Origin of the sequence: Variovorax soli, assembly GCF_031454625.1 — a bacterium.
In the GTDB taxonomy this organism is placed as follows: domain Bacteria; phylum Pseudomonadota; class Gammaproteobacteria; order Burkholderiales; family Burkholderiaceae_C; genus Variovorax; species Variovorax soli_A.
Window position 1 is genome coordinate 197861 of the sequence record NZ_JAVDRF010000003.1, and the last position, 15667, is coordinate 213527.

General features: G+C 67.4%; 14 protein-coding genes. 5 read left to right on the forward strand and 9 right to left on the reverse strand.

Annotation, left to right across the window (positions count from 1 at the left end):
* Positions 1–6 precede the first annotated feature (6 nt).
* Complete coding sequence (locus J2739_RS08085) at positions 7–1344, reverse strand: NHL repeat-containing protein (protein ID WP_309900328.1); 1338 nt, start codon at positions 1342–1344, stop codon at positions 7–9.
* A 355-nt stretch (positions 1345–1699) separates the two neighbouring features.
* Between J2739_RS08085 and J2739_RS08090 the strand changes: the two genes are divergently transcribed.
* Positions 1700–2626 carry a 1-acyl-sn-glycerol-3-phosphate acyltransferase gene (locus J2739_RS08090; RefSeq protein ID WP_309900330.1) on the forward strand — a complete coding sequence of 309 codons (927 nt, stop codon included), beginning with the start codon at positions 1700–1702 and terminating at the stop codon, positions 2624–2626.
* Between the two features lie 282 nt (positions 2627–2908).
* Here J2739_RS08090 and J2739_RS08095 read toward each other — a convergent pair whose 3' ends face one another.
* Positions 2909–3271, reverse strand: coding sequence for a hypothetical protein (locus J2739_RS08095; RefSeq protein WP_309900332.1), 363 nt, complete (start codon positions 3269–3271; stop codon positions 2909–2911).
* A gap of 576 nt (positions 3272–3847) precedes the next feature.
* Here J2739_RS08095 and xylF point away from each other — a divergent pair.
* The 3 genes from xylF to J2739_RS08110 all read left to right on the forward strand — a co-directional run bounded on the left by xylF (position 3848) and on the right by J2739_RS08110 (position 6853).
* Positions 3848–4873 (forward strand): D-xylose ABC transporter substrate-binding protein, encoded by a 1026-nt coding sequence (gene xylF / locus J2739_RS08100; RefSeq protein ID WP_309900334.1) that lies wholly within the window; start codon positions 3848–3850, stop codon positions 4871–4873.
* Positions 4874–4943: 70 nt separating this feature from the next.
* On the forward strand, positions 4944–6077 hold the full coding sequence (locus J2739_RS08105) for a sugar ABC transporter permease (protein ID WP_405053860.1): 1134 nt from the start codon (positions 4944–4946) through the stop codon (positions 6075–6077).
* Positions 6074–6853, forward strand: a complete 780-nt coding sequence (locus tag J2739_RS08110) for an ATP-binding cassette domain-containing protein (RefSeq protein ID WP_309900338.1) — start codon at positions 6074–6076, stop codon at positions 6851–6853. The genes J2739_RS08105 and J2739_RS08110 overlap by 4 nt, the downstream gene beginning before the upstream one ends.
* Before the next feature lie 113 nt (positions 6854–6966).
* On the opposite strand, the gene J2739_RS08115 is transcribed toward J2739_RS08110, so the two are convergent.
* Positions 6967–7944 (reverse strand): tripartite tricarboxylate transporter substrate-binding protein, encoded by a 978-nt coding sequence (locus tag J2739_RS08115; RefSeq protein ID WP_309900340.1) that lies wholly within the window; start codon positions 7942–7944, stop codon positions 6967–6969.
* Between the two features lie 179 nt (positions 7945–8123).
* The gene (locus J2739_RS08120) at positions 8124–9215 is read right to left on the reverse strand and encodes a zinc ribbon domain-containing protein (protein ID WP_309900342.1); all 1092 of its coding nucleotides are present in this window, start codon (positions 9213–9215) and stop codon (positions 8124–8126) included.
* Positions 9216–9449: 234 nt separating this feature from the next.
* Between J2739_RS08120 and J2739_RS08125 the strand changes: the two genes are divergently transcribed.
* Positions 9450–10007, forward strand: coding sequence for a type 1 glutamine amidotransferase domain-containing protein (locus J2739_RS08125; protein WP_309900344.1), 558 nt, complete (start codon positions 9450–9452; stop codon positions 10005–10007).
* Between the two features lie 87 nt (positions 10008–10094).
* Here J2739_RS08125 and J2739_RS08130 read toward each other — a convergent pair whose 3' ends face one another.
* The 5 genes from J2739_RS08130 to J2739_RS08150 all read right to left on the reverse strand — a co-directional run bounded on the left by J2739_RS08130 (position 10095) and on the right by J2739_RS08150 (position 15649).
* The gene (locus J2739_RS08130) at positions 10095–11342 is read right to left on the reverse strand and encodes a phenylacetate--CoA ligase family protein (RefSeq protein ID WP_309900346.1); all 1248 of its coding nucleotides are present in this window, start codon (positions 11340–11342) and stop codon (positions 10095–10097) included.
* Entirely contained in the window at positions 11339–12151 is an 813-nt protein-coding gene (locus J2739_RS08135; RefSeq protein ID WP_309900348.1) for an ABC transporter ATP-binding protein, read from the reverse strand. Before J2739_RS08135 ends, J2739_RS08130 begins: the two co-directional genes overlap by 4 nt.
* A 138-nt stretch (positions 12152–12289) precedes the next feature.
* Entirely contained in the window at positions 12290–13606 is a 1317-nt protein-coding gene (locus J2739_RS08140; RefSeq protein WP_309900350.1) for an ABC transporter substrate-binding protein, read from the reverse strand.
* A gap of 39 nt (positions 13607–13645) precedes the next feature.
* Positions 13646–14710 carry a branched-chain amino acid ABC transporter permease gene (locus J2739_RS08145; RefSeq protein WP_309900353.1) on the reverse strand — a complete coding sequence of 355 codons (1065 nt, stop codon included), beginning with the start codon at positions 14708–14710 and terminating at the stop codon, positions 13646–13648.
* 9 nt (positions 14711–14719) lie between these two features.
* Positions 14720–15649: a branched-chain amino acid ABC transporter permease gene (locus tag J2739_RS08150; RefSeq protein WP_309900355.1), complete on the reverse strand. Its 930-nt coding sequence runs from the start codon at positions 15647–15649 to the stop codon at positions 14720–14722.
* Positions 15650–15667: the final 18 nt, after the last annotated feature.

Consider the following 15667-nt stretch of genomic DNA (forward strand, 5'->3'; position numbering starts at 1 on the left):
CGCAGCCTACTGGCCGGTCAACGCCTGCTGAATGGGCGCGATGATGAGCTTCCTGCTGCCCAGGATCAGCAGATTGTTGCCGTCCGGGGTGAGGCGCATCTTTGGCCGGTAGCAGTCATAGTTGGGATAGCTGGAGGTCTGGCAACCGGGCACGTCCGGAATGGTGAAGCTCCCGACCAGCGGCAGATCGATCTGCGTGCCCGCCGCTGCGCTGGTGTCGAAGACCTGGACCACGGGCGGGGACGCATCGCCCGGCTCGACTGCGTAGCTCAGCACGTATGCACGGCGCCCGTCCGGCGACATTTGAGCGGCTCTCACGCCCTTGGGCGGCTGCGGCACTTGGCCTACCGTGCCGAACGCGCGGTCGTAGACCGTGCGGCCCATCATCAGGAAGCGGTCGCCGCTGTCGCTGAGACTCGTCAGGTAGTAGAAGAAGGTCAGCCCGATGGGATTCGGTTTGAAGGTGCCATCGGCCGTGTCCCTGTAGAGCATCGGCGGCGCCGGCGATATCGACGCCGACTGCGTGAACATCAGCCGGGAGCCATCGCGCGAAACCGCGAAGAACTGGCCTCCATAGCAGTGGGCACAAGGAGGCGACGCGTTTCCGAAGGTGGACGTCCGCAGATCGAAGTAGCCCAGCCCGTGCCAGCTGCTGCCCGTGCCCGTCGCCATCCACAACTTGCCGTCGCTGGTGAAGGCGATGTCCACTTCCTCCAGGTTCCCCTGGTCGGCGATCCCGGAGGGCGAGACATGGCTGCTCTTCACGCTGAAAGTCACCGGATCGATCAGGTTGACCTTGTCGCTGGTGTCGGTCGCCGCCAGCACGCTGCCATCGGTTGCCAGGGCAATGTCCTTCAAGCCGGGAACGGAAAGCGTCGAGCCTGCCCAGCCCGCGATGCCCGAGCGGAATCGCGCCACGGCACTCAGGCCGACCCCGCCGTACGGCGTCGGGTACGAGGCGTAGATGTCGCCATGCGCGGCGTCGTACACCATGGTCTTGGGAGCGCCGAAGCTGCTGGTGTCCAGCGCTGCGTACACCATGGTCACGGTCAGCGTGTAGCTGACGGTCCAGGGCGAGCCGGCATAGACCACAGCGCAGGCCGAGTCGGAACATGCGTGAAGGACCAGCTTGCCTTTGTAGACGCCGGGGGCCAGGCCGGCCTTGGGTTTCACAGCGATACGCCCCGACAGGCCGGTCAGGGCCACCTGCGTGCTCTCGACGTAAGGGTCGGCTTGGCCGTCCGGCGTGGTTACGCGCACGAACAGGCCACTGGCCGTTGCGCCTTCAGCGAAGGCGTTGATGAGCGCCTCGCTCGGTGCGGTGGCGCCCATCTGGTAATTCATCGTCAATGTGGAGGTGTCGAAGGTGACCTTCACGTTGTTGTCGACCGACGCCGTGGGCGTTGTCGTGGGCGTCGTGGATATGGACGACGTCGCCGCTGGCGTGGACGTCCCAGCCGTCACCGGAAGAAGGCCGCCGCCCCCGCCGCCCCCGCCGCCACCGCACGCACTCGCCAAAAGCACTGTGCCGACACCAAGCAACCTCGCGGCCGTCAACGCGGCCGAGGCCCATTTTTTCAGATACATCCTCTCACCCTCGAAAGCAACAATTAGTCTCTAATTCTTACATACTAATCATGCATTCTGAAAACGGATGTACTAATGAAAGAATGATGCCCGCCCAGCCAGTCCCTATCCAATGCCCCACCAGCAGATGGCCGCCACCGCGTCACCATGGGTCGACACCCTGACCGAGATCAACCTCGTCGACCTGCTGGATTCGGTGGGTTTGTCACGCCTGCGTGGCACATCGTTGTGCCGCTTGTTTCTGCCTGCGGCCCGCCGCTTTGCCCGCACTGCGCACGAGTTCGACACGCGCGTCGGCACGCATGGCCTTGCGCAAGGCAGTGCGTGGCTGATGAGCCGGATGAGCGCCGGCATCGTCGCCTCCGGCCTCGAACACGTTCCGCCGCAAGGCCCGGTGGTCATTCTGGCAAACCACCCCGGCATGACCGACACCGTCGCGCTCTTTACCAGTCTCGCGTCACGTCCCGACCTTCGGGTGATTGCGCTGGATCGCCCCTTTCTTCGTGCCCTGCCCAACGTCGCGCGGCAACTGATCTTTCTGCCGGATGAAGAAGGCGGGCGCATGGCCGCGATACGTGCAGCCGCCAGGCATCTGCAGGAAGGCGGCGCCCTGCTCACCTTCCCGGCAGGAGAGATCGAACCCGATCCCGCCCTCTTCGGTCCGCAGCGGGCAACAGCGTCATTGCAGAACTGGTCCGGCAGCTACACCTTGCTCGCACGGCTCGTGCCCCGCACACGTTTCGTGCCCGCGCTGGTGAGCCATGTCGTCTCGCCGGATGCACAGCGGCATCCGCTCACGCTATTGCGCCGCGCGGCGCGCGACAAGGAGAAGCTCGCTGCAGCCTTGCAGGTGGCGCTGCCGCGCTACCGCGATCAGGTCGCCAGGGTCGCCTTCGGCCATTCGCCGGACGTGGAAGCGGACGGGGCGCAGGCACTCGGCGCGCGCATCGCGGCGCAGATGCGCCAGCTCATCTTTGCGGACGCGTCGGCCGAACGCATGACAGGGCCCCGGGAGCCACTCGTTCTGCGTGGAAATTGACTGCTGAGCGGTGTGCAGCACTGGGAAAAGTTCCAACCGCGAAGTGCGGCATCGGGCCTTGCAACGAGTCGAACATGTCGAAGTTCTTATGACTCCTTCGAGGAGCTGTTCGTCCGATCGATCCGCCAGATCGATGCCGACACGGTCGAGGCGAGTTACCGGCACCGGGATCGCTCGTGTCCCGGCGGCCAGGGAATGCGTCATCGACCAGCGTAGGGTGCCTCCGACAGCAAACGGGGCGGGCCTCGCACAGCACGGGCACAGGGCAGGCGCCAAATGAAGTCATTGCTTGGCTTCAAGGAGACGCACGATGTCCACGATCAGCACTGCGCTAGTGGCGACTTGCCTGGCGCTCGCATCCTTCTGTGCCACGGCCCAGACGGCAGCACCGGGAGCACCCCCCACCCACCCGGCGACCGGCGGCAGCGACGAAACGTCGACGCCGAGTCCGACCACCCCTCCGACGCATCCGGCGATCGGCACCAGCGGCGCCACCCCGGAGATCGCGCGCAAGCAGAACCCTGTGCTCAACAGCTCCAGTTCGGGGGATGTCGAAAGGCCTGCCGCTGCCCGCTCGAAGTCGAAGCCCGCCCGGGCCGGCGCCGAGCGCAATTCCGCGAGCACGGATTCGATGGCAAAAGACAAGATGAAGAACCCAGCTTCGGAATCGAAGTAGACGACGCGGCGGGAGCATCGAACGCATCACCGTCAGCCGCGGCTGATGCTCACGCCTGAGCCGTCGACTGCGGAGCGCTCTATTTCCCTCCCCGACCGGACGCAGTGTTGAACCTCGCTGTGACACAAGGCGCATCGCACGATGCCACGACAACACCAACGTTGATGAACTCGGCCGTGACGATGTCGTGTCGTAGCGAAGAACCGTGTAGACGTAGGGCCCCTCCGCCGCGGTGGTTGGCTCGGGAACCTGGATTGAACGCGTCGTCGCCGTCCCTTCGATGGTCCACGAATGCCTGCGCGTCCGCTCTACGAATCACGTAGATCCGCAAGCGGCCGAGCCCGGCCAAATCGCCACAGGGGCCAGGCAGATGCGATGACGCAACACCGCCGACCTTCATCACCCCTGTACCACCTTCTCCCGCAGGGATTCCCCCGATAGCCCCGCCCAAACGGGCTAGCCATAGTCAATCCGCCGCCGCCACCCAGCGCCTCCGCGCGGCGACGCCCGCGGCAACAAGCCCAACAATCCCCGGAGATCTGCCCATGAACAAGCCTCTTCGCGCCCTCGGCGCCCTGGCCCTCGGCCTTTCCGCCATCGCCGCTTGCGCTCAGACCGTGGTCGGCGTGAGCTGGTCCAACTTCCAGGAGGAGCGCTGGAAGACGGACGAGGCCGCGATCAAGGCGCAGCTCGAGAAGCTGGGCGCCAAGTACATCAGCGCCGACGCGGGCGGCTCGCCCGAGAAGCAGCTGGCCGACATCGACGGCCTGATGTCCAAGGGCGCCAAGGCGCTGATCGTGCTGGCGATGGACAAGGACGCGATCCTGCCCGCGGTCAACAAGGCAGTGCGCCAGAAGGTGCCGGTGGTGGCCTACGACCGGCTGATCGAAACGCCCGGCGTCTTCTACATCACCTTCGACAACGTGGAGGTCGGCCGCATGGAGGCGCGCGCGGTCTACAAGGTGCAGCCCAAGGGCAACTACGTGTTCATCAAGGGATCGCCCACCGACCCGAACGCCAACTTCCTGCGCGCCGGGCAACAGGAGATCGTGGCCGACGCAGTGAAGAAGGGCGACATCAAGATCGTCGGCGACGAGTACACCGACGGCTGGAAGCCCGAGGTGGCGCAGAAGAACATGGAGCAGATCCTCACCAAGGCCGGCGGCAAGGTCGATGCGGTGGTGGCGTCCAACGACGGCACGGCCGGCGGGGCGGTGGCGGCGCTCACGGCCAAGGGGATTCGCGGCATTCCGGTGTCGGGGCAGGACGCGGACTTCGCGGCGCTCAACCGCGTGGCCCTCGGCTCGCAGACGGTCACGGTGTGGAAGGACTCGCGCGAGCTCGGCCGCGAGGCCGCCTCCGCCGCGATGGCACTGGTGCAGGGCAAGACGCCGGACAAGGCGTCCAACTGGAGCGGCGGCGAGAAGAAGGTGGCAATCTCCTCGCGCCTGCTCACGCCGGTGCCGATCACGCGCGACAACCTCGACGTGGTGGTCAAGGCCGGCTGGATCAAGAAGGACGAGCTCTGCAAGGGCGTCACGGGTGACAAGGCCCCTGCCGCCTGCAAGTGAAGCCCGGGTCGTGACGGGCGACTCGCCGGGCTTCTGGCGGCGCAGCGGCATCGACCTGCGCCTCTTGCTGATGTGCGCGCTGCTGCTGGTGATGGCGCTGGCCTTCCACTGGCTGTCGGGCGGCTTGTTCCTCACGCCCGAGAACCTCTACAACATCGCGCAGCAGACCGCGGTGGTCGGCATCGTCTCCACGGTGATGGTGCTGGTGATCGTGGCCCGCCACATCGATCTTTCGGTGGGCTCGGTGATGGGCTTCGTGGGCGTGCTGGTGGCCTACCTGCAGTACACCTCGGGCTGGTCGTGGCCGGCCTCGTGCCTGGCGGGGCTGGCGGTGGCGCTGCTGGTGTCGCTCTACCAGGGCGGGCTGACGGCGATGCTGGGGGTGCCGTCGTTCGTGGTCACGCTGGGCGGGCTGATGTCGTTTCGCGGCGCGGCTTTCCTGGTGGCCGACGGCAAGACGCAGCCGGTCAACGACGAGTTCTTCCAGCGCCTGGGCGGCGGCTACGACGGCGGCATCGGTGTCACGGCGACGTGGGCGCTGGCGGCGCTGGTGGCGGTGGTGCTGTTCGCGCGCATGCTGCAGCAGCGCCGCGCGCGCCAGCGGCACGAGATGCCGGTGGAGCCGCTGGGGCTCGATCTCGTGCTGACGGCGGTGCCGGTGCTGGTGGTGTTGGCCTTCGCGTGGACCATGAACAGCTACCAGATCTCCTCCAAGCCCGAGCCGCAGGGCCTGCCCATCCCGGTGCTGATCTGGGCGGTGGTCGCGGTGGTGCTGTCCTTCATCGTGCACCGCACGCGCTTCGGGCGATACGTGTTCGCGATGGGCGGCAATCCCGATGCGGCGGCGCTGGTGGGCATCCCGGTCAAGCGGGTGACGATGATGCTGTTCGCGCTGCTGGCGGTCCTGGTCACGCTGGCGGCCATCGTGTCGATCGCGCGGCTCAACGCCGGCACCAACTCGCTGGGCTCGGGGATGGAGCTGTACGTGATCGCGGCCGCGGTGATCGGCGGCGCCGCGCTGGCGGGCGGCAGCGGCTCGATCTTCGGCTCGGTATTGGGCGCGCTGATCATGCAGTCGCTCGACAGCGGCATGCTGCTGCTCGACGTGACCATCGGCAAGCGGATGGTGATCATCGGGCAGGTGCTGATCGTCGCCGTCGTCTTCGACGTGCTGTACCGCCGCCGCTTCGGAGAGACTCGATGAGCAGCGCCGCGGCGCCCCTGGTCGAACTGCGCGAAATCCGCAAGGCCTTCGGCGGCGTGAAGGCGGTGGACGACGTCAGCGTCAACCTCTATGCCGGCGAGGTGGTCGCGCTGCTCGGCCACAACGGCGCGGGCAAGTCCACGCTGATGAAGATGCTGGCCGGCGCCTACCCTGTCGACTCGGGCGAGACGCGCGTCGCGGGCGAGGTGGTGCACATCCGCACGCCCTCGGAAGCGCAGGCCCTGGGCATCGAGACCATCTACCAGACGCTCGCACTGGCCGACAACCTGGACTCGGTGGCCAATCTCTTCCTCGGCCGCGAGAAGCTCACGCCCTGGCGCACGCTGGACGACCACTTCATGGAGACCGAGGCGCGCAAGGTGTTCCGCCGCCTCAACAAGAACTTCACCAACATCCGCGTGCCGGTGCGGCGCCTCTCGGGCGGCCAGCGGCAGGTGGTGGCGATTTCGCGCGCGCTCTATTTCAACGCCCGCATCCTGATCATGGACGAGCCGTGCGCCGCCCTCGGCCCGGAAGAGACGGCGATGGTCGGTTCGCTGGTCAAGCAGCTCAAGGCCGATGGGGTGGGCATCTTCCTGATCACGCACGACATGCCCGATGTCTTCGGCCTCAGCGACCGCGTGGCGGTGATGAAGAACGGCCGCCTGGTCGGCACCTACCGCACCGCCGACGTGAACGAGGACGAGGTGCTCGGCATGATCATCGCGGGCAAGCGTCCCGCGGGCAAAGCGCAGGCCGAACACAAGTCTTCGTGAGGCCCCGGGCTGCCGGAGGCGGCGGCACTCGCATTGCACGAGTGCCTCGGGCCGCTGCGTCCGGCTTCGAAGGCGCAGCGCCTGCGCGCCGCACCTTCGTCATCGAGACCGGGTCAATCCGCGTAGACGCCGGCGGCCTTGATGATCGGGCTCCACTTCGCGATCTCGGCGGCCACGAACTTCTTGTGCTCGGCCGGCTCGATGCGCTTGTCGCTGGCGACCACGGCGCCCAGGCCTTCCTGCTTCTTGATGAAGTCAGGGTCCTTCAGCGCGACCTTGAGCGCGTCGTTGATCTTCTTCGTGATGGCCGGCGGCGTGCCCTTGGGCGCGTAGAGGCCATGCCAGATCGTGATCTGGAAGTCCTTCAGCCCCGACTCCTGCAGCGTGGGCAGGTCCTTGAGCAAGGGCGTGGTCAGGCGCTTCGAGGTGGTCACCGCGTAGGCCTTGACCTTCTTGGCCTCGATCTGCGGCGAGGTGTTGGTGGTCTGGTCGCACAGCAGGTCGATCTGGCCGCCGATCAGGTCGGTGATGGCAGGCGCCGTGCCCTTGTACGGCACGGGCGTCATCTCGGTCTTGGTCGCGCTCTGGAACAGCAGGCCGCACAGGTGCGATGCCGAGCCGACGCCGGCGTTGCCGAGGTTGATCTTGCCCTTGTTCTCCGCGAGCCAGGCCGTCAGCTCCTTGTAGTTGTTGGCCTTCATCGAAGGCTTGGCGATGAGCGTCATCGGCACGTCGTTGACGATGCCCAGGTACTCGAAGTCGGTCTCGACCTTGAAGGGCACGTTGCGAACCAGGGTCGGGACGGTGGCCATGCCGATGTGGTTCAGGAGCAGCGTGTAGCCGTCCGGCGCGGCGCGCGCCACCTTGGCCGCGCCGATGGAACTGCCGGCGCCGGGCACGTTGTCGATCACGATGCTGCCGCCGCCCAGCGGCTTGCGCAGGGCCTCGGCCAGGTCACGCGCGACCCGGTCGGTCGGACCGCCGGCGGAGAAGGGCACGACGATGGTGATGGGCTTGCTGCCGGGGAAGTCCTGTGAATATGCGCCGGTGACAGCTGCCGCAATGGCCGCGAAGGCCAACAGTCTCTTCATGTGCTCTCCTGGATGAGTCCGGGTTAAAAGGCCGCGATCTTATCGTCGTCAGCAGGGCAGGAAATACCGGAATGCCCTTAGGTAATCCACGCTCATTGGCTGCGAGTCCGCGGGTGACGAGAGCTGGTGACCGAACCATCAGGCATGCCCGGCGAGGCGGAAGTGCGCGAGGATCTTGCCTAGCGTTCCCGCGTCGTCGTCCAGTTGTAGACCGGCCCCGGTCCGGCGACGACGGGTGGCCCGGCATCGCCAGTGGCCACGGCCGGCGCGCCGCGCGTGCTGCCGAACAGCGGGCCCGGCCCGGGCACCACCGGCGGGCCCCCGTCACCGCGTGACGATGCGGAGCTGCCGGGCGAACTGAAGTTGTAGACGGGGCCCGGACCCGCCGCGACCGGCGGGCCGCCGTCGCCGCGGGTTGCGGCTGCCGTGCGCGGCGCGACCACCGGCGCAGGGGCGGGAGCGACCCGCTGGCCCGGATCGTCGCGCGTCCATCCCGGGGGACGCACCCAGGCGGGCATCACAGGCACGGCGGCCAGTGCCGGCTCCGGATCGTTCTCCCATCCAGGCATGCGCGGCGGTGGGCGTCCCGTGGAGGTCGGCTCGCTGCGCCTGCGCTCCGGCGGCGCCACCGAGGCGGTGCGCGTGGGCGGCTCCGGGGCTGCGGCGGGAGGCGCGGCCCTGGCCGGTGCCGGCGCCTGCGCCTGGGCCTTCGCCTTGGGTTGAGCTTGGTCCTGGTCCTGAGGGGGTGCCGGGGACTTCTCGGTCGCTGCAATCCCTGCGGCCGGTGCTGGCTTGGCAGGCGCAGGCTCCGGTGCGGCCTTGGCAGCGGGCGCGGGTGCCGTCGGCTGCGCCGGCGCTGGCGTCATCGCAGCCAGCGTCGCTGCGGAAGGCGCAGCCAGGGCCTGCTGTTCATCCGTGGCCGGCCGTTTGTCTTCCAGCTTGAGAGCCGCGCTGACCTGGTTCAGCAACGACGGCGCGGTCAGATCGCGCGTCACATACATGTACCAGCCGATGAAGGCCAGGCCCATCCCCACGCCCAGCAAACCCAGTCGCAGCCAGAAGCCCGCCGTTTCTGCCGGCAGCAGCGCCGCCGGGTCGTCACGGCGCCAGACGCGGCCCGGGCGGGCGGGTGCGCGCGGGTGCGCGTGGTTGATGGCCTCGAGGGCCGAGGGGCCCGTGGGCACGAAGCCGGGTAAGCGGCGCGCGCAGCCGATGCAGAACTTCGCGTTCTCCCGGTTCTCGCTTCCGCAAGCCGCACAAACGACGGGCATGGACAAATTCCTCCGTGAAACGCCAGAAGCCCCCACTGTCCACGCGAACTCGCGCCTGTCTGTCAGCGATCTCCTACCCCATGCTTCGGAGACGGGCGCTTGCCAGCCGTGCGATCCTGGATGTGAGCACATCCACACTTGCCGATTTGTCTGACACGGGGTGTCGGCACAGGCGCATCCGGCGGCACGCGCGCCGGCCTAGCGTGGAACGCCTACTTGCACGAAAGGACTCCCATGATCAAACGCCAACTCGAGGGCATGAAGGTTGCCATTCTCGTGACGGACGGCTTCGAGCAGTCCGAGATGACCGAGCCGCGCAAGGCGCTGGACGCCGCAGGTGCGGACACGAGCCTCGTGTCGCCCGGCAACGGCGGCGTGCGCGGCTGGAAGCATCACACGCCGGCCGACCGCTTCGATGTCGATGTGCCGCTTCAACAGGCGGCCGCCCACGAATACGATGCGCTGGTGCTGCCGGGCGGCGTCATGAACCCCGACGCGCTGCGCATCGACGAACAGGCGGTGAGCTTCGTGCGGGACTTCGTCAAGGCCGGCAAGCCGATCGCCGCGATCTGCCATGGACCCTGGACCCTGATCGAGGCGGACGCCGTCAAGGGCCGCACCATGACTTCATGGCCTTCGCTGCGCACGGACCTGAAGAACGCGGGCGCGAAGTGGGTCGACCTGGAGGTGGTGGCCGACGGCCCGCTGATCACCAGCCGCAAGCCCGCCGACCTGCCGGCGTTCAACCGCGTGATGGTCGAAGCCTTCGCGGGCGTGCGTACGCACGCCTGAACGAAGCCGCGGCGCCCGTGCCGTCGCGGGAGCCTGGTGTGGTGGTCCCGGCCGGTGCGGAAACCTCGGCGGGCGAACAGGCGCAGCTTAGCGGTAGCTGCGCGCGTCCTCGATCACCTTGCCGTCATTGGGCAGGCTTCCGGGCTCCATCAGCTCGACGTCGCCGCGCAGCTTGGTGACATCGCGCATCGCCTCCGCGATGCGCTCCGCCAACCCCTCGGGCTCCGATGCGCATTCGAGCCGGAGCGTCATGCGGTCCTCGCCCATCTCGCCCTCGACCACCAGCCGTGCGCGCCGCACTTCCGGAAAGCGCCGCGCGATCTCGGCCACCTGGCCCGGATGCACGAACATGCCGCGCACCTTGGTGGTCTGGTCGGCGCGGCCGAGCCAGCCCTTGATGCGCGAGTTGGTGCGGCCGGTCGGGCACCGTCCCGGCAGCACGGCCGAGAGGTCGCCGGTGCCGAAGCGGATCAGCGGGTAATCGGGGTTCAGCGTGGTGACGACGATCTCGCCGACCTCGCCCTCGGGCACCGGGTCGCCGGTGCCGGGACGCACGATCTCGACGATCACGCCCTCGTCGAGCACCAGGCCTTCGTGCGCCGAGGTCTCGTACGCGATCAGGCCGAGGTCGGCGGTGGCGTAGCACTGCATGCCGGCCACGCCGCGCTCGACGATCCAGTCGCGCAGGCTGGGCGGAAAGGCCTCGCCCGAAACCAGGGCCTTGGTCAGCGAGGGCAGGGCGATGCCGCGCTCGGCGGCCTTTTCCAGAAGGATCTTCAGGAAGCTCGGTGTGCCGGCATAGCCCGCGGGCTTGAGCTCGGCGATCGCGTCCACCTGCTGTTCGGTCTGGCCGGTGCCGCCGGCGAACACCGTGCAGCCCAGTGCGCGCGCGCCGCTTTCCATGATCGAGCCGGCCGGCGTCATGTGGTAGCTGAAGCTGTTGTGAACCAGCTCGCCGCCGCGAAAGCCCGCGGCATGCAATGCGCGCGCCGTGCGCCAGTAGTCGCTCGCCTCGCCCTCGGGCTCGTAGATGGTGCCGGGGCTGGCAAACACGCGCGTCATGCGTGGACCGAAGCGGATCGCGGAGAAGCCGCCGAAGGGGTCGCGCGCACGCGCGGCCTTCTGCCGCTCGAGCAACTCGGACTTGCGCGTGACGGGCAGACGCGCCAGCGCCTCGCGGCTGGCAATGTCGGCGGGCTTCACGCCGTCAAGGATCTTGGCGAAGGCGGGCGCGGCGGTCTGCGCCTGCGCAATCTGCTTGGGCAGCGCGGCCAGCAGATCCTGTTCACGCTCCGCGGGATCGCGGACTTCGAGCTTGTCGTAGTAGTCGTTCACGCGAGCCACCTCTTGCGCCGCTTGTAGCTCTTCACGTCGCGGAAGCTCTTGCGGTCGGCGCCGCCGACGCCGAGGTAGAACTCCTTGACGTCCTCGTTCTCGCGCAGGCTCTGCGCCTCGCCGTCCATCACGATGCGGCCGTTCTCCAGGATGTAGCCGTAGTCCGCATAGCGCAGGGCCATGTTGGTGTTCTGCTCGGCGAGGAGAAAGGTCACGCGCTCCTTCTCGTTCAGGTCCTTCACGATGCCGAACACCTCCTCCACGATCTGCGGCGCCAGCCCCATCGAGGGCTCGTCGAGCAGCACCATGCTGGGGTCCGCCATCAGCGCGCGGCCGATGGCGCACATCTGCTGCTCGCCGCCCGAGGTGTAGGCCGCTTGCGAGCTGCGCCGGACCTTCAGGCGCGGGAAGTAGGCGTAGACCTTTTCCAGGGTCTGCGCCACCGCGGCCTTGCCGTCGGTGCGGGTGTAGGCGCCGGTCATCAGGTTGTCTTCGATGCTGAGGTGGGCGAAGCAGTGGCGGCCCTCCATCACCTGGATCAGCCCGCGCTTGACCAGCTCGGCCGGCGACAGCGCCTCGATGCGCTCGCCGCGCAGCTCGATGGTGCCCTTGGTCACCGCTCCGCGCTCGCCCGCCAGCAGGTTGGAGACGGCGCGCAGCGTGGTGGTCTTGCCCGCGCCGTTGCCGCCGAGCAGGGCCACGATGCCGCCTTCCGGCACCTTCAGCGAGACGCCCTTGAGCACCAGGATGACGTGGTTGTAGATGACCTCGATGCCGTTGACGTCGAGGAGGGTGGTGGCTGGACTCATGGTGTATTCATCAGCATTCGAAAAAGCGGGAGGGCCGCACTTTCAGATGCCGCCCGATCGGGCGGGACTTCCCTCCCGCGCGGGCGGGAGGACAGCGGGCGGTGCCCTCAAGGCGGGCACCGCGTTCCGCCCAGCAGGCTAAGCCGCGCAGTCGGAGGCCTCGCGCTTGGGAAGCTTCTTCTCGGCGGCGTACTTGTCGCCCGCGGCCTTGACCATCGGCTTGATGATCTGCTCGTCGGCCTGGTACCAGTCGCTCATGCCGCCCCACTTGCTGCCGTCCCAGGTATGGACGCGCGCCCAGGTCGAGCCCATGTGGTCCTGGCAGGAGGTGCTGATCGGCCGCAGCACGCCGGAGAAGCCGAGCGCGTCGAGCTTCTTCTGGTCGAGCGCGAGGTTCTCCAGCCCCCAGCGCACCTGCTCGCCGGTCATGACCTTGCCCTTGCCGAAGCGCTCCTGCGCGCGGCGCACCGCTTCCACGCCGAGCATCTGGATGATCAGGCCGCGCGTGTAGAGCACCGAGCCGACCTCCTCGCGCGGGCCCGTGCCCTGGCCCTTGTCGTGCACGACCTTCAGGATGTCCTGGATCACCTTGGGCTGCGTGCCCGAGGTGTTGAGCGCCAGCGCGTTGTAGCCCTTCGCCGATGCGCCGACGTCCTTCACGTCGGGTTCGGCGCCGGCCCACCACACGCCGTACATCTTCTCGCGCGGGTAGCCGGTGGCCACCGCCTCCTTGAGCGCGGTCGAGTTCATCACGCCCCAGCCCCACAGCAGCACGTAGTCGGGGCGCTGCTGGCGCACCTGCAGCCAGGCCGACTTCTGCTCGATGCCGGGCGCGGCCACCGGGATCAGCGAGAGCTCGAAGCCGTTCATCTTCGCGCGCTCCTGCAGCAGCGGGATCGGCTCCTTGCCGAAGGGCGAATCGTGGTAGACCAGCGTGATCTTCTTGCCCTTGAGCTTGTCGAAGCCGCCTTCCTTCTTCGCGATGTGCTGGATCAGGATGTCGGCCGCGGTCCAGTAGCTGCCCATCAGCGGGAAGTTCCACTTGAACACGCTGCCGTCCTGCGAGGCCGAGAGGCCGTAGCCCAGCGTGATGAGCGGGATCTTGTCGACGGGGGCCTTGTCGGTCAGCGCGAAAGTGATGCCGGTGGCCTGCGGGTCGATCAGCGTGGCGCCCTTGTCCTTCAGGCGCTCGTAGCATTCCACGCCCTTGTCGGTGGCGTAGCCGGTTTCGCATTCCTCGTAGCTGATCTTCACACCGTTGATGCCGCCGGTCGCGTTGATGAGCTTGATGTAGTCCTGCTTGCCGTTGGCCCAGGGGGTGCCATTGGGCGCGTAGGGCCCGGTGCGGTAGACCAGCAAGGGAAAGAACTGCTCCTTCGCCTGCGCGAATGCGGGGACTGCGCCTGCGAGCGCAGAGACCGCAGCAACGGCGAGTGCAAGTGACTTCAGCTTCATGAATGCCTCCTTTGAAAAGGTAAGTGGTTGCCGGTGAAATCAGTGGGGGAAAGGCCAAAGGCGCAGCTTTTCTTTTGCGGTGGACCACAGCCGCGCGAGCCCGTGCGGCTCCACGATCAGGAAGAACACGATCAGCGCGCCGAAGATCATGAACTCGAGGTGCGAGGCCAGCGCCGTCGAGATGGACAGGCCGAACCAGCCCGGCATCTGGTTGAGCACGAGCGGCAGCAGCACGATGAAGGCAGCGCCGAAGAAGCTGCCCATGATCGAGCCGAGGCCGCCGATGATCACCATGAACAGCAGCTGGAAGGAGCGGTCGATGTTGAAGGCCGCGGGCTCCCAGGTGCTCAGGTGCACGAAGCCCCACAGCGCGCCCGCCACGCCCACGATGAAGGAGCTCACCGCGAAGGCCGTGAGCTTGGCGTAGACCGGGCGGATGCCGATCACCGCCGCCGCCACGTCCATGTCGCGCATCGCCATCCACTCGCGGCCGATGGCGCTGCGCACCAGGTTCTTCGCCAGCATCGCGAACAGCACCATCAGGGCGAGGCACAGGAGGTACTTCTGCACGGCCGTCTCGACCGGCAGCCCGAAGAGGTTGAGTCCCGCCACGCTGACCGAGCCCGAGGCCGAATTGTTGGTCAGCCAGTTGATGCGAAGAAAGGCCCAGTCGACGAAGAACTGCGCGGCCAGGGTCGCGACCGCGAGGTAAAGGCCCTTGATGCGCAGGCTGGGAACGCCGAAGAGCACGCCGACCACCGTCGCGCACAGCCCGCCGAGGAGCAGCGAGAAAAGGAGCGGCATGCCCTCGATGCGCACGTGGAAGTTGTAGGCCGCATACGCCCCGACCGCCATGAAGGCGCCGGTGCCCAGCGAGATCTGGCCGCAGTAGCCCACCAGGATATTGAGGCCCAGCGCGGCGAGCGACAGGATGAGGAAAGGGATGAGGATCGCGCGCAAGAAGTATTCGGACGCGATGAAGGGCACCACCGCGAAGGCGAAGGCCAGCAGCAAGAGCATGAGCACCCGGTCCTGCAGGATCGGGAAGATCTGCTGGTCGGCGCGGTAGCTGGACTTGAACTGGCCGTTTTCTCTGTAGAGCATGGTGCTTGCCTAGACGCGATCGATGATCTTCTCGCCGAAGAGGCCCTGCGGCCGCACGAGAAGGAAGATGAGCGCCAATACATAGGCGAACCAGATCTCGATGCCGCCGCCCAGCAAGGGCCCGAGATAGATCTCCGACAGCTTTTCGCCCACGCCGATCAGGAGCCCGCCGACGATCGCGCCGGGGACCGAGGTCAGCCCGCCCAGGATCACCACCGGCAGCGCCTTCAGCGCCACCAGCGAGAGCGAGAACTGCACGCCCAGCTTGGAGCCCCAGATGATCCCGGCCACCAGCGCCGCGAAGCCCGCCACCGACCACACGATCACCCAGATGCGGTTGAGCGGGATGCCGATCGACTGCGCGGCCTGGTGATCGTCGGCCACCGCGCGCAGTGCGCGGCCGGTCGCCGTCTTCTGGAAGAACAGCGCCAGCACCGCCACCAGCGCGGCGGCCACGCCGGCGGCGATCAGGTCTTCCCGGCTCAGCAGCAGGCCGCCCTGGAAGGTGCCCTCCAGCACCATCAGCGGCTCCTTGGGCATCCCGACGTCGATCTTGTAGATGTCGTTGCCGAACAGGCTCTGGCCCAGGCCGTCGAGGAAGTAGGCGATGCCCAGCGTGGCCATCAGCAGCGTGATGCCTTCCTGGTTGACCAGCTTGCTCAACGCCAGCCGTTCGATCAGCCAGGCCACGACGATCATCACCGCCATGGCCGCGACGAAGGCCAGCAGATTGGCGAGCACCAGGCTTTCGAAGCCCAGCCACCGCGGGAACCATTCGGCGAAGCGCGCCATCGCCAGCGCCGCGAACAGCACCATCGCGCCCTGCGCGAAGTTGAAGACGCCGGAGGCCTTGTAGATCAGCACGAAGCCGATCGCGATCAGCGAATACAGCATGCCGACCATCAGGCCGCCGAAGAGGGTTTCGAGGAAAAAGCCCATGATCAAGCCTCCCGCCGG